This window comes from Pseudomonas sp. V98_8 (assembly GCF_029967975.1).
Taxonomy (GTDB): Bacteria; Pseudomonadota; Gammaproteobacteria; order Pseudomonadales; family Pseudomonadaceae; genus Aquipseudomonas; species Aquipseudomonas umsongensis.
This window is the reverse complement of sequence record NZ_JASCAE010000084.1, coordinates 122,593-135,970: the sequence shown is the minus strand read 5'-3', so window position 1 is coordinate 135,970 and position 13,378 is coordinate 122,593. Positions and strand designations below refer to the sequence as shown.

Genomic DNA, 13,378 nt, shown 5'->3' with positions numbered 1-13,378 from the left:
AAGAAACTCCCGGCATTCCTGACCCAGGCATGCCGGGCACGCCTAACCGGCTGATGAGGTACACCTTACGATGTTTAGTTTTATTGCCCGCCGACTGGGGTTACTGATCCCCACGTTCTTCGGCATCACCTTGCTGACTTTCGCGTTGATTCGCATGATCCCTGGCGACCCCGTGGAAGTCATGATGGGCGAACGCAGAGTCGACCCGGAAATGCACGCTCAGGCAATGGAACGCCTAGGTCTGAACAAACCCCTGTATGCCCAGTACCTGGATTACATCGGCAAACTGGCCCACGGCGATCTCGGGGAATCCCTGCGTACCCGTGAAAGCGTCTGGAACGAGTTCACCTCCCTATTTCCCGCGACCCTGGAACTGTCCATGGCCGCCCTGTTGTTCGCCGGTATCCTGGGCCTGCTGGCCGGGGTGATCGCGGCCCTCAAGCGAGGGTCCCTGTTCGACCATGGGGTGATGGGTGTCTCCCTGGCGGGATACTCGATGCCGATCTTCTGGTGGGGCCTGATCCTGATCATGTTCTTCTCGGTCTCCCTGGGCTGGACCCCGGTGTCCGGGCGGATCGACCTGCTCTATGACATCGAGCCGCGAACCGGCTTCATGCTGATCGACACGCTGCTGGCCGATGACGTCGGCGCGTTCTTCGATGCCCTGCACCACCTGATCCTGCCGGCCATCGTGCTCGGCACCATCCCGCTGGCTGTCATCGCGCGGATGACCCGTTCGTCGATGCTCGAAGTGCTGCGTGAAGACTACATCCGAACCGCCAAGGCCAAGGGCCTGTCGCCTTCGCGCGTGGTGTTCGTGCACGGTCTGCGTAACGCGTTGATTCCGGTGCTGACCGTGGTCGGCCTGCAAGTCGGCACCCTGCTGGCCGGCGCGGTCCTGACCGAGACCATCTTCTCCTGGCCGGGCATCGGCAAGTGGCTGATCGAAGCCATAGGCGCCCGGGACTACCCGGTCGTGCAAAACGGCATCCTGTTAATCGCCTGCCTGGTGATCCTGGTCAACTTCGTAGTGGACATCCTCTACGGCTTTGCCAACCCACGCATCCGTCATCAGCGCTGAGGTCAAAACCCATGAGCACTCCAACATCCTCAGTAGCCACCGCCACGTCCGCCGTGGATCAAAGCCTGCTGTATCCATCGCCGTACAAAGAGTTCTGGCAAGCATTTTCCAAGAACAAAGGTGCCGTTGCCGGCCTGATGTTCATGCTGCTGGTGATTTTCTGCGCCATCTTCGCCCCGTGGGTTGCACCCCATGACCCGAGCGAGCAATACCGCGACTTCCTGCTGACCCCGCCAGCCTGGCTGGAAGGTGGGCAGATCCAGTTCTTGCTGGGTACCGATGAACTGGGCCGCGACCTGCTGTCGCGCCTGATCCAGGGTTCGCGCCTGTCGCTGCTGATCGGTTTGTCGTCGGTGGTGATGTCGCTGATCCCGGGGATCCTGCTGGGCCTGTTTGCCGGCTTTTTCCCCAAAGCGGTCGGCCCGACCATCATGCGCCTGATGGACATCATGCTGGCCCTGCCGTCGCTGCTGCTGGCCGTGGCGATCGTCGCCATCCTCGGCCCTGGCCTGATCAACACCGTGATCGCCATCGCCGTGGTGTCCTTGCCGTCTTATGTTCGCCTGACCCGCGCCGCGGTCATGGGCGAGCTGAACCGCGACTACGTGACCGCCGCGCGCCTGGCCGGTGCCGGCCTGCCGCGCCTGATGTTCGTCACCGTGCTGCCCAACTGCATGGCGCCGCTGATCGTTCAGGCGACCTTGAGTTTTTCGTCGGCGATTCTCGATGCCGCCGCCCTGGGCTTCCTCGGCCTTGGCGTACAACCGCCAACCCCTGAGTGGGGCACCATGCTGGCCTCGGCCCGCGACTACATCGAACGCGCCTGGTGGGTCGTCAGCCTGCCAGGCTTGACCATTTTGCTCAGCGTGCTGGCAATCAACTTGATGGGTGACGGCCTGCGCGACGCGCTGGACCCGAAACTCAAGAACGCCGCCTGAGGAGATTCCAATGTCACTGCTAGAAATCAAGAATCTCAACGTTCGCTTCGGCGACAAGAACGCTACGCCCGTGGTCGATGGCCTCGACCTGAAAGTCGACAAGGGCGAAGTGCTGGCCATCGTCGGCGAGTCGGGATCGGGCAAATCCGTGACCATGATGGCGCTGATGGGCCTGATCGAGCATCCAGGTATCGTCACCGCCGACTCGCTCAGCTTTGACGGCAAGGACATGCTCAAGCTCAACAATCGCCAGCGTCGTCAAATCGTCGGCAAAGACCTGTCCATGGTCTTCCAGGACCCGATGACCGCGCTGAACCCGAGCTACACCGTCGGTTTCCAGATCGAAGAAGTGCTGCGCCTGCACCTGAAAATGTCCGGCAAGCAAGCGCGCAAACGCGCCATCGAACTGCTGGAAAAAGTGGAAATCCCGGGCGCCGCCAGCCGTATGGACGCCTACCCGCATCAACTGTCGGGTGGCATGAGCCAGCGCGTTGCAATCGCCATGGCGATTGCCGGCGAACCGAAACTGCTGATCGCCGACGAACCGACCACCGCACTGGACGTGACAATCCAGGCGCAGATCATGGACCTGCTGCTGGCGTTGCAGAAAGAGCAGAACATGGGCCTGGTGCTGATCACCCACGACCTCGCGGTCGTGGCTGAAACCGCCCAGCGCGTGTGCGTGATGTACGCCGGCCAAGCGGTCGAAGTCGGCCAGGTGCCGCAACTGTTCGACATCCCGGCCCACCCATACAGCGAAGCGCTGCTCAAGGCGATTCCGGAACACAGCCTGGGCGCCTCACGCCTGTCGACCCTGCCGGGCATCGTCCCCGGTCGCTACGACCGTCCGCAAGGCTGCCTGCTGTCGCCGCGCTGCCCGTACGTGCAGGACAACTGCCGCGTGCAGCGTCCAGCTCTTGACCCGAAAAGCAACAGCCTCGCCCGCTGCTTCTACCCGCTGAACCAGGAGGTGGCGTAATGGCCGTCGTTCTTACCGCCCGCGACCTGACCCGTCACTACGAAGTGTCCCGTGGCCTGTTCAAGGGTCACGCCACCGTACGCGCCCTCAACGGTGTGTCGTTCGAGCTGGAAGCCGGCAAGACCCTCGCCGTCGTCGGTGAGTCGGGCTGCGGCAAATCCACCCTGGCCCGTGCCCTGACCCTGATCGAGGAACCGTCCTCCGGCTCCCTGAAAATCGCCGGTCAGGAAGTCGCCGGCGCCGACAAGGCCCAGCGCAAGCAACTGCGCAAAGACGTGCAGATGGTGTTCCAGAGCCCCTACGCATCGTTGAACCCACGGCAGAAAATCGGTGATCAACTGGCCGAGCCGTTGCTGATCAACACCAACCTGTCGGCCACCGAACGTCGCGAGAAAGTCCAGGCGATGATGAAGCAGGTGGGCTTGCGTCCCGAGCACTACCAGCGTTATCCGCACATGTTCTCTGGCGGCCAGCGCCAGCGGATCGCCCTGGCTCGCGCGATGATGTTGCAGCCAAAAGTACTGGTGGCGGATGAGCCAACGTCGGCACTGGACGTGTCGATCCAGGCCCAGGTATTGAACCTGTTCATGGATTTGCAGCAAGAGTTCAACACCGCCTATGTGTTCATCTCCCACAACCTGGCGGTGGTGCAACACGTTGCCGATGACGTGATGGTGATGTACCTCGGTCGCCCGGTGGAAATCGGCCCGAAGAACGACATCTACGAGCGCCCGTTGCACCCGTACACCCAGGCGCTGCTGTCGGCCACCCCAACCATTCACCCAGACCCCAACAAGCCGAAAATCAAGATCGTCGGCGAATTGCCCAACCCGCTGAACCCGCCGCCTGGTTGCGCGTTCCACAAGCGCTGCCCGTATGCGACCGAGCGTTGCAAAACCGAAGAGCCAGCGTTGCGTCCTCTGGATAATCGGCAGGTGGCTTGCCATTACGCCGAGCAGTTCGTGCACGGCGCGGCATAAAATTGTGAGAGCGGGCTTGCTCGCGAAAGCGGTCAATCAGTCGACAACGAGAGTGACTGACACGACGACTTCGCGAGCAAGCCCGCTCCCACAGGGATTTTGCTCGTTCATCCAACCCCTTCTATTTCGATTGCACATTAATCGGGAGAGACGGGGTTTTCTTTTGTCTGCGATTTACGTCTGGCTGTCACCTTCTTCATCATCGGAGTCCGGCTCATCGGTGGTCGAGTCATCATCGTTGTCGGCACCACCCTGCCCCTTGTCCCCCGGTTCCGATTCGGACTTGGCGATCATCAGATCACCATGGGTCCCCTGCCCGCTAGACGCCTGGGTTTCGTGATTCTCACACTCGGCCCAGACCGCCGAACTGCCGAGGGCCAGCATCAGCAAAACCTTCAACAGCAACACAACGCGTAGCAACCTGTTCATAGTCGAATCCGTCCTTTTGCAGGTGAAACATCTGTGCCTGGCTGGCGCTCTCTGAAATCTAGTTCCGATCAGCCGGGTTCTCCAGATAGGACGCTAACGGCTGGGCGGAAATACCGTGGACAGGGAGAATGGTTGGCAATAAGCGTTATGCCGAAAAGATCAAACGATCGCAGCCTTCGGCAGCTCTCACACAGAGCGTGGGAACGATCGGGTTCGCCAACAAAAAACCCCGCAGCTTTCGCAACGGGGTTTTCGGTGTTTCAACTCAGCGCTTAGTGGTGCTCACGCGTTGCACGGAATTTCACGTCCGGCCAGCGTTCTTCCATCAGTGCCAGGTTGACCCGGGTCGGCGCGAGGTAGGTCAGGTGACCGCCGCCGTCCAGTGCCAGGTTTTCCACGGCCTTGTTGGAGAATTCCTCAAGTTTCTTCTTGTCGCTGCATTCGATCCAGCGCGCGGAGTACACGGTGATCGGCTCGTAGGAGCATTCGACCTTGTATTCCTCTTTCAAGCGGCTGGCGACCACGTCAAATTGCAGTACACCGACGGCGCCGAGGATGATGTCGTTGCTGCGCTCGGGGAAGAACACCTGGGTCGCACCTTCTTCGGCCAATTGTTGCAGGCCCTGGCGCAGTTGCTTGGACTTCAATGGATCACGCAGGCGTACGCGGCGGAACAGTTCCGGGGCGAAGTGCGGGATGCCAGTGAAACCCAGGACTTCGCCTTCGGTGAAGGTGTCGCCGATCTGGATGGTGCCGTGGTTGTGCAAACCGATGATGTCGCCGGCAAACGCTTCTTCCAGTTGCTCACGCTCGGAGGAGAAGAACGTCAGCGCATCGCCGATCCGCACGTCCTTGCCGGTGCGCACGTGGCGCATCTTCATGCCTTTTTCGTACTTGCCGGAGCAGATACGCATGAAGGCGATACGGTCGCGGTGTTTCGGGTCCATGTTCGCCTGGATCTTGAAGATGAAGCCCGAGAACTTCTCTTCCACCGGCTCCACGGTACGCTCGTTGGCCACCCGTGCCAGCGGACGCGGTGCCCAATCAACAACGGCGTCGAGAACGTGATCGACACCGAAGTTACCCAATGCAGTACCGAAGAACACCGGGGTCAGTTGACCGTCGAGGAACTCCTGCTGGTTGAACTCGTGGCAGGCGCCCTGTACCAGTTCCAGCTGTTCGATGAAGCGCTCGTACTCGTCACCCAGGTGGGCGCGGGCTTCAGCGGAATCGAGCTTCTCGATGATCTTGGTTTCGGTGCGTTCATGACCGTGACCGGCGGTGTAGACAATGATGTAGTCGTCGGCGAGATGGTATACGCCCTTGAAGTCACGGTAGCAGCCGATCGGCCAGGTGATCGGCGCCGCCTTGATCTTGAGGACCGCTTCGATTTCGTCGAGCAGTTCAATCGGGTCGCGAATGTCACGGTCGAGTTTGTTGATGAAGCTGACGATAGGCGTGTCGCGCAGACGACAGACGTCCATCAGGGCGATGGTCCGTGGCTCAACGCCCTTGCCGCCGTCGAGGACCATCAAGGCCGAGTCCACTGCCGTCAGGGTGCGGTAGGTGTCTTCGGAGAAGTCTTCGTGGCCCGGGGTGTCGAGCAGGTTGATCATGTGCTCGCGATACGGGAACTGCATGACCGACGTGGTAATGGAAATACCACGTTGCTTTTCCATTTCCATCCAGTCGGAGGTGGCATGGCGGTCGGACTTACGAGATTTCACCGTACCGGCTACCGCAATCGCCTTGCCCATCAGCAAGAGCTTCTCGGTGATGGTGGTCTTACCGGCATCGGGGTGGGAAATAATGGCGAAAGTGCGGCGTTTCGCGACTTCGGCGGCCTGTTTGGTCATGGGAAATCGCCTGGCAGGTGATTCAAAAAAGGGCGCAGATTATAGCCCAACTTGAGTCAATAACCGAACCGTTGAGCACATTAGGGGTGGCCAAATGCTGCTTCAGATGGGAACCTTTTAATACACGGAGACGTCCACTCCCCCGTAACGACCACTCGTCGGGGGCTTGAAACACCTGCAAAGCGGCCTGACGAGGCTGTGCTCATGGCTCAATAGCCGTACGCCTCCCCCGTAGGAACGAGCAAGCTCGCGATGGACGTTAACGATAACGCCGGGTACCTGAATGTACGCGTTGTCTGAGGGTTTTTCGCGAGCATGCTCCGCTCCTACAGGAGAACGCGCTCGGCGTGAGCTGCTTCTCGCGATCATTTTTTCGGCAGCCAGGAATGGCATTGCCACACGAGAAAGTGTTCGCCGACGGAAAAAAAAGGAGTCCGCCTGTGGCTATTCGCTATGGCAAAGGGCTGATAGGAGGTGCGGTTGTCGTCGCTCTCCTGGCCCTGCTGGTCCACTGGATTGGCATCAACACGATCGAACATTACCGCGACGATTTGTTGTTTTACCTGCAAGCTCATCTGATTCTCGTCCTCGCTTCCATGCTGGCCGCCCTCGTTGTGGGCATTCCTGCCGGCATCTTCCTCAGCCGCCCGACCATGGTTGGACGCGCCGAACGCTTCATGCAGGTGTTCAACATCGGCAACACCGTGCCACCTCTCGCCGTACTGGCCATTGCACTGGGCGTCCTTGGCATCGGCAGCGGCCCCGCGATATTCGCCCTGTTCCTCGCTTCATTGTTGCCGATCGTGCGTAACACCTACGAAGGCCTGAAAAACGTCCAGGGTTCGCTCAAGGAAGCGGCCGTCGGCATCGGCATGACCCCCTCCCAGGTGCTGTGGCGGGTCGAACTGCCCAATGCCGTGCCGATCATCATCGGCGGCGTGCGCGTCGCCTTGGCGATCAACGTCGGGACCGCACCGCTGGCGTTCCTGATCGGCGCCAACAGCCTGGGCAGCCTGATCTTCCCCGGCATCGCCCTGAACAACCAGCCGCAACTGCTGCTGGGAGCGGCCTGCACCGCCCTGCTGGCGTTGCTGCTCGACGGCCTGGTGACACTCGCCAGCCGTCTCTGGCTCGAACGCGGTTTGCGCCCGTCTTAAGCCCCGGCAAAGGAATCATCATGAAAACACCAAGCTTTTTACTAGGCTGCATGCTGCTGCTCGCAGGATTTGCCCAAGCCGCGGAGAAACCCGTGATCCGCATCGGCGCCCGGGTGTTCACCGAGCAAACCCTGCTCGCGGAAATTACCTCTCAATACCTGCGCACCAAGGGTTATGACACCCGGGTGACCGGTGGATTGGGCAGTAACCTGGCCCGCAGCGCCCAGGAAAGTGGCCAACTGGATCTGATGTGGGAATACACCGGCGTGTCGCTGGTGGCCTACAACCATGTCACCGAAAAACTCGACAGCGCCCAGTCCTACGCCAAGGTGAAAGAACTCGACGCGAAAAAAGGCCTCATCTGGCTCACTCCGTCGAAGTTCAGCAACACCTACGCGTTGGCGCTGCCGGAGAAAACCGCAAAGGCCTACCCGCAGATCAACTCCATCAGCGAACTGAACACCGTGATGCAGGCTGAGGCGAAAACCAATCACCTTGTCGCGCTGGACACTGAGTTCGCCAACCGTTCCGACGGTCTGGACGGCATGGTCGACCTCTACGGCATGAACCTGACCCGCAAAAACATCCGCCAGATGGATGCCGGGCTGGTCTACACCGCCCTGCGCAATGGCCAGGTGTTCGCCGGCCTGGTCTACACCACCGACGGTCGCCTGAACGCCTTCAAGCTCAAGTTGCTTGAAGACGACAAGCACTACTTCCCGGACTACACCGCTGCGCCAGTGGTGCGTCAGGATTACCTCGATGCCCATCCGCAACTGGCGCAAGAGATCAAGCCGCTGGCCGAACTGTTCGATGACGAAACCATGCGCCAGCTCAACGCGCGGGTCGATGTCGATCACGAAAGCCCTTCGTCCGTTGCCGCAGATTTCCTGCGCCAGCATCCAATCAAATAAGGAGGAAAAGCCATGGAATTTATCAACGCCTTTTCCCACCTCGACTGGGCACAGGTACTGCACCTGACCGGGCAACACATCACCCTGGTCGGCATCGCCGTGACCCTGGCGATCGTGGTCGGCGTGCCGCTGGGCGTCCTGATGACGCGTTTTCCGACGCTCGCCGGGCCGCTACAGGCCAGCGCCACCGTGCTGCTGACCGTGCCATCGATTGCCCTGTTCGGCCTGCTGCTGCCGTTCTACTCGAAATTCGGCCAGGGCCTGGGCCCGATGCCGGCCATCACCGCGGTGTTCCTGTATTCGCTGCTGCCCATCATGCGCAACACCTACCTGGCCCTGACCAACGTCGAACCGGGCATCCGCGAAGCCGCGCGCGGTATCGGCATGACCTTCGGCCAGCGCCTGCGCATGGTCGAATTGCCGATTGCCGTGCCGGTAATCCTTGCCGGCGTGCGCACCGCCGTGGTCATGAACATCGGCGTAATGACCATCGCCGCGACCATCGGCGCCGGTGGCCTGGGCGTGCTCATCCTCGCTTCCATCAGCCGCAGCGACATGTCGATGCTGATTGTCGGCGCCGTGCTGGTCAGCCTGCTGGCCATCTTCGCCGACCTGCTCCTGCAATGGCTGCAACGCTCGCTGACTCCTAAAGGACTGCTCAAATGATCGAACTTCAAAACCTCAGCAAGACCTTCCAAAGCAACGGCAAAGACGTGAAGGCCGTGGACTCGGTGAGCCTGACCGTCAATGAAGGCGAGATTTGCGTGTTCCTCGGGCCTTCGGGCTGCGGCAAAAGCACCACGCTCAAGATGATCAACCGCCTGATCACACCGACCTCGGGCAAGATCCTGATCAATGGCGAAGACACTACCGGTCTCGACGCAGTGACCCTGCGCCGTAACATCGGCTATGTGATCCAGCAGATCGGTCTGTTCCCGAACATGACCATCGAGGAGAACATCGTGGTGGTGCCGAAACTGCTCGGCTGGGACAAACAGAAATGCCACGACCGCGCCCGCGAGTTGATGAGCATGATCAAGCTCGAACCCAAGCAATATCTGCATCGCTATCCTCGGGAACTGTCTGGCGGCCAGCAACAGAGGATCGGCGTGATTCGCGCGCTGGCCGCTGATGCACCACTGTTGCTGATGGACGAACCGTTCGGCGCGGTCGACCCGATCAACCGCGAGATGATCCAGAACGAATTCTTCGAGATGCAGCGGGCGCTGAACAAGACCGTGATCATGGTCAGCCACGACATCGACGAAGCCATCAAGCTCGGCGACAAGATCGCGATTTTCCGCGCCGGCAAACTGCTGCAGATTGACCACCCCGACACCCTGCTGGCCCACCCGGCTGACGACTTTGTCAGTAACTTCGTCGGCCAGGACAGCACTCTCAAGCGCCTGTTGCTGGTCAAGGCTGAAGACGCGGCGGATAACGCACCTTCAGTCAGCCCGGAAACGCCGGTGGCCGATGCGCTGGAAATGATGGACGAGCATGACCGTCGCTACGTGGTGGTCACCTGCGCCGAGAACAAGGCTCTGGGTTACGTTCGCCGCCGCGATCTGCACCGTCAGAGCGGCACGTGCGGGCAGTACCTGCGCGAATTCAACGCTACCGCGGCCTACGACGAGCACTTGCGCATTCTGTTGTCGCGGATGTACGAGTTCAACCGGTCGTGGTTGCCGGTGATGGATGCCGAGCGGGTGTTCCTTGGGGAAGTGACCCAGGAATCGATTGCGGAGTATTTGAGCTCGGGCAAGTCTCGTGGGGGCAAGACCAGCATCGTTTCGCCAGCCGACGCTGCACTGGCCTGATCCCTCCTCACCGTCATTCAGGGGAACATCACACCGTCACACAGGTCCGTTACATCAGTAGCTGTAAGGGACCGCACGACGGATGCGTGCAAAAACGCGACATTTTTTGTTGATCTCAAGCCCCTCACGCCCTAAAGTTCGCGCCGAACGTCCATGCTGGAAACGATCCATCCGGCTCAAGTACTGACGACGAGACAGCAAGGCCAAGGGAAAGCAGCGCTTCCCATGGCCTTTTTGCTTTCGGCGACATGCCTTGGGAAGTAGGCGAACCAAAGTGGGGATACGGAGGACGTTCATTTGCACCCATTGATAATTTCAGTTTGCCAGTAGGAGTTCCCAGCATGTCGATCCAGGTCGAAGACTATTTCGCGCGTGAAACCTTTCAGAAAATGAAGGCATTCGCCGACAAGCAAGAAACCCCGTTCGTGGTAATCGACACCGCGATGATCAGCCAGGCCTACGATGACCTGCGCGCCGGTTTCGAATTCGCCAAGGTCTACTACGCGGTCAAGGCCAACCCGGCGGTGGAAATCATCGACTTGCTCAAAGAGAAAGGCTCGAGCTTCGACATCGCCTCGATCTACGAGCTGGACAAAGTGCTGAGCCGCGGCGTCAGCGCCGATCAGATCAGCTACGGCAACACCATCAAGAAATCCAAGGACATCCGCTACTTCTTTGAGAAGGGCGTGCGCCTCTATGCCACCGACTCCGAAGCCGACCTGCGCAACATCGCCAAGGCCGCACCGGGCTCGAAAGTCTACGTACGCATCCTGACCGAAGGCTCGACCACTGCCGACTGGCCTCTGTCGCGCAAATTCGGCTGCCAGACCGACATGGCCATGGACTTGCTGATCCTCGCCCGTGACCTGGGCCTGGTGCCATACGGCATCTCCTTCCACGTAGGCTCGCAGCAGCGCGATATCAGCGTCTGGGATGCCGCGATCGCCAAGGTCAAGGTGATCTTCGAACGCCTGAAGGAAGAAGACGGCATCGTACTGAAGCTGATCAACATGGGCGGTGGCTTCCCGGCCAACTACATCACCCGCACCAACAGCCTGGAAACCTACGCCGAAGAAATCATTCGCTTCCTCAAGGAAGACTTCGGCGACGACCTGCCGGAAATCATCCTGGAGCCGGGCCGTTCCCTGATCGCCAACGCCGGCATCCTGGTCAGCGAAGTGGTGTTGGTCGCCCGTAAATCCCGCACCGCCGTCGAGCGTTGGGTGTACACCGACGTGGGCAAGTTCTCCGGCCTGATCGAAACCATGGACGAAGCCATCAAGTTCCCGATCTGGACCGAAAAGAAAGGCGAGATGGAAGAAGTCGTCATCGCCGGCCCAACCTGTGACAGCGCCGACATCATGTACGAAAACTACAAGTACGGCCTGCCTCTGAACCTGGCGATCGGTGATCGCCTGTACTGGCTGTCGACCGGCGCCTACACCACCAGCTACAGCGCGGTTGAGTTCAATGGCTTCCCGCCGTTGAAATCTTTCTACGTGTAAGTACTGCACGCAGAAATCAAAAAGCCTATGACACGTCATGGGCTTTTTTGTGGGTGATCACAAAGAATCGACCCACCACATTCCTGTAGGAGCCGGCTTGCTGGCGATCAAGGCACCGCGGTTACCCAGACAAACGGGGTGACCGTTAATCGCCAGCAAGCCGGCTCCTACAGAGATATGAATACCTGTTCGAGTTCGGCGAAGCGCTTGGCGTACGCAGGTGCCAACGCGCGAATCTGCGGATCGGTTGCGCCCAACAAGGCTTCACTCGCGACCCGCAGGAAGTTCAGATTGCCGCCGCTCAGCGCCCTGCGCAGCCATTGCAATGCCTCGTCGATATTCCCTTGATCCGCCAACACTGCCGCAAAGCTGAACTGGCCACGAAAGTCCCCGCCCTCAGCCGAGCGCCGATACCAGCCGTGCGCCGCTTGCAGATCCTTCGGGCATACCTGCCCTTCTTCCAGGTAACGTCCCAGCAGATTCATCGATTTCGCGTGGCCCAGTTCTGCCGCGCAGCGATAGAGTTCGAGCGCTTGCAGCTGATCCTCAGCCACCCCACGCCCGGTCGCCAGCAGATTGGCGTAGTTGTACATCGCCCAATCCAGCCCCGCTTCTGCGGCGATTCGATAATGCCGAGCAGCCATTGCGGCATCGGCCACACACCCCCAGCCATGTTCATGACATCGCCCCAGCATGTTGCGCGCCATCATGTGCCCTTGTCGGGCGGCGATGTCGAACCAGCGCAACGCCAGCGGTTGATCCTGGGTGATTCCATTTCCATCCAGCAGAATCTGCCCAAGCAGCGCCTGGGCATCGACAAGCCCCTCGCGGGCTGCTGCTACGATCGCCTGGGCCGCACGGGCCGGGCTTTCGTCGAGCATGGCTTTGAGACGGTCTCCATCGAGCACCTCCTGGCGGCGCAATTGAAAACTCATACCTCGACCCAACGGCGCAACAGGTTGTGATAAGTACCGGTCAGGCGGATCAGCGAAGGATGGTCCGGCACGTCCTGGGTCAACTGCCGGATCGCCCCGTCCATCTCGAACAACAGCGCACGCTGGCTGTCTTCGCGCACCAGGCTCTGGGTCCAGAAAAACGAGGCGTAACGCGTTCCACGGGTGACGGCGTTGACCTTGTGCAGGCTGGTGCCGGGGTACAGCACCATGTCACCCGCCGGCAACTTCACCCGCTGGGTGCCGTAGGTGTCCTGGATTTCCAGCTCGCCGCCGTCGTAATCCTCGGGGTCGCTGAAGAACAGCGTGGCCGAGAGGTCGGTGCGCACCCGTTCGATACTGCCCTTGGGCTGACGCACCGCGTTGTCGATGTGGAAATCGAAACTGCCGCCAGCCGTGTAACAGTTCAGTAACGGAGGAAACACCTTGTGCGGTAACGCCGCTGACATGAACTGCGGGTTTTTCCACAGCCGCTCCAGCATGGCCGCGCCGATTTCCTTGGCCAGCGGGTGGCCTTCCGGCAACTGCAGATTGTGCTTGGCCTTGGCCGACTGGTAACCGGCCGTGATCTTGCCATCGGCCCAATCGGCCTGTTGCAGAGCCTCGCGAATGCGCTGCACTTCTTCTTTTTCGAACAAGCCGGGGATGTGCAGCAGCATGGGGCAAGCACCAGAAAGCAAAGGGTCGCCAATGGTATTGATTCTTATTGCCCTTGTAAAACCCGAGAGACGAACGAAACAGTAAAAACCGTAAGGTTAAATTGTAA

13 protein-coding genes are annotated in these 13,378 nt (G+C 60.0%); 9 read left to right on the top strand and 4 right to left on the bottom strand.

Going from position 1 to position 13,378, the window contains the following annotated elements:
• The first annotated feature begins 70 nt into the window (after positions 1-70).
• From QLG10_RS26065 to QLG10_RS26050, 4 genes are read left to right on the top strand one after another with little or no spacing between them, the layout of a single operon-like run.
• On the top strand, positions 71-1,081 hold the full coding sequence (locus QLG10_RS26065; protein WP_020796606.1) for an ABC transporter permease subunit: 1,011 nt from the start codon (positions 71-73) through the stop codon (positions 1,079-1,081).
• Between the two features lie 11 nt (positions 1,082-1,092).
• A complete protein-coding gene (locus QLG10_RS26060; RefSeq protein ID WP_046820587.1) occupies positions 1,093-2,019 on the top strand; it encodes an ABC transporter permease subunit in 927 nt (308 codons plus the stop codon).
• 10 nt (positions 2,020-2,029) lie between these two features.
• Complete coding sequence (locus QLG10_RS26055) at positions 2,030-2,998, top strand: ABC transporter ATP-binding protein (protein ID WP_020796604.1); 969 nt, start codon at positions 2,030-2,032, stop codon at positions 2,996-2,998.
• On the top strand, positions 2,998-3,978 hold the full coding sequence (locus QLG10_RS26050; protein ID WP_110746779.1) for a peptide ABC transporter ATP-binding protein: 981 nt from the start codon (positions 2,998-3,000) through the stop codon (positions 3,976-3,978). Before QLG10_RS26055 ends, QLG10_RS26050 begins: the two co-directional genes overlap by 1 nt.
• 174 nt (positions 3,979-4,152) lie before the next feature.
• Here the strand turns inward: QLG10_RS26050 and QLG10_RS26045 are convergent, their stop codons facing one another.
• Both QLG10_RS26045 and QLG10_RS26040 read right to left on the bottom strand, forming a co-directional pair.
• On the bottom strand, positions 4,153-4,407 hold the full coding sequence (locus tag QLG10_RS26045) for a hypothetical protein (protein ID WP_110746777.1): 255 nt from the start codon (positions 4,405-4,407) through the stop codon (positions 4,153-4,155).
• A 272-nt stretch (positions 4,408-4,679) separates the two neighbouring features.
• Positions 4,680-6,263, bottom strand: coding sequence for a peptide chain release factor 3 (locus tag QLG10_RS26040; RefSeq protein WP_110746776.1), 1,584 nt, complete (start codon positions 6,261-6,263; stop codon positions 4,680-4,682).
• 440 nt (positions 6,264-6,703) lie between these two features.
• On the opposite strand from QLG10_RS26040, the gene QLG10_RS26035 reads away from it, so the two are divergent.
• The 5 genes from QLG10_RS26035 (at position 6,704) to QLG10_RS26015 (ending at position 11,659) form a co-directional block, all read left to right on the top strand.
• On the top strand, positions 6,704-7,420 hold the full coding sequence (locus QLG10_RS26035; protein ID WP_110746774.1) for an ABC transporter permease: 717 nt from the start codon (positions 6,704-6,706) through the stop codon (positions 7,418-7,420).
• A gap of 20 nt (positions 7,421-7,440) precedes the next feature.
• A complete protein-coding gene (locus tag QLG10_RS26030; RefSeq protein WP_110746773.1) occupies positions 7,441-8,334 on the top strand; it encodes a glycine betaine ABC transporter substrate-binding protein in 894 nt (297 codons plus the stop codon).
• A 12-nt stretch (positions 8,335-8,346) separates the two neighbouring features.
• The gene (locus tag QLG10_RS26025; protein WP_020796558.1) at positions 8,347-9,000 is read left to right on the top strand and encodes an ABC transporter permease; all 654 of its coding nucleotides are present in this window, start codon (positions 8,347-8,349) and stop codon (positions 8,998-9,000) included.
• Positions 8,997-10,154 carry an ABC transporter ATP-binding protein gene (locus QLG10_RS26020; protein WP_110746770.1) on the top strand — a complete coding sequence of 386 codons (1,158 nt, stop codon included), beginning with the start codon at positions 8,997-8,999 and terminating at the stop codon, positions 10,152-10,154. The genes QLG10_RS26025 and QLG10_RS26020 overlap by 4 nt, the downstream gene beginning before the upstream one ends.
• A 341-nt stretch (positions 10,155-10,495) precedes the next feature.
• Positions 10,496-11,659: a type III PLP-dependent enzyme gene (locus tag QLG10_RS26015; protein WP_020796555.1), complete on the top strand. Its 1,164-nt coding sequence runs from the start codon at positions 10,496-10,498 to the stop codon at positions 11,657-11,659.
• A 167-nt stretch (positions 11,660-11,826) separates the two neighbouring features.
• On the opposite strand, the gene QLG10_RS26010 is transcribed toward QLG10_RS26015, so the two are convergent.
• Together QLG10_RS26010 and QLG10_RS26005 are read right to left on the bottom strand one after the other, a co-directional pair.
• Entirely contained in the window at positions 11,827-12,594 is a 768-nt protein-coding gene (locus QLG10_RS26010) for a tetratricopeptide repeat protein (protein ID WP_110746769.1), read from the bottom strand.
• Entirely contained in the window at positions 12,591-13,271 is a 681-nt protein-coding gene (locus QLG10_RS26005) for a Fe2+-dependent dioxygenase (RefSeq protein ID WP_110746767.1), read from the bottom strand. Before QLG10_RS26005 ends, QLG10_RS26010 begins: the two co-directional genes overlap by 4 nt.
• Positions 13,272-13,378 lie beyond the last annotated feature (107 nt).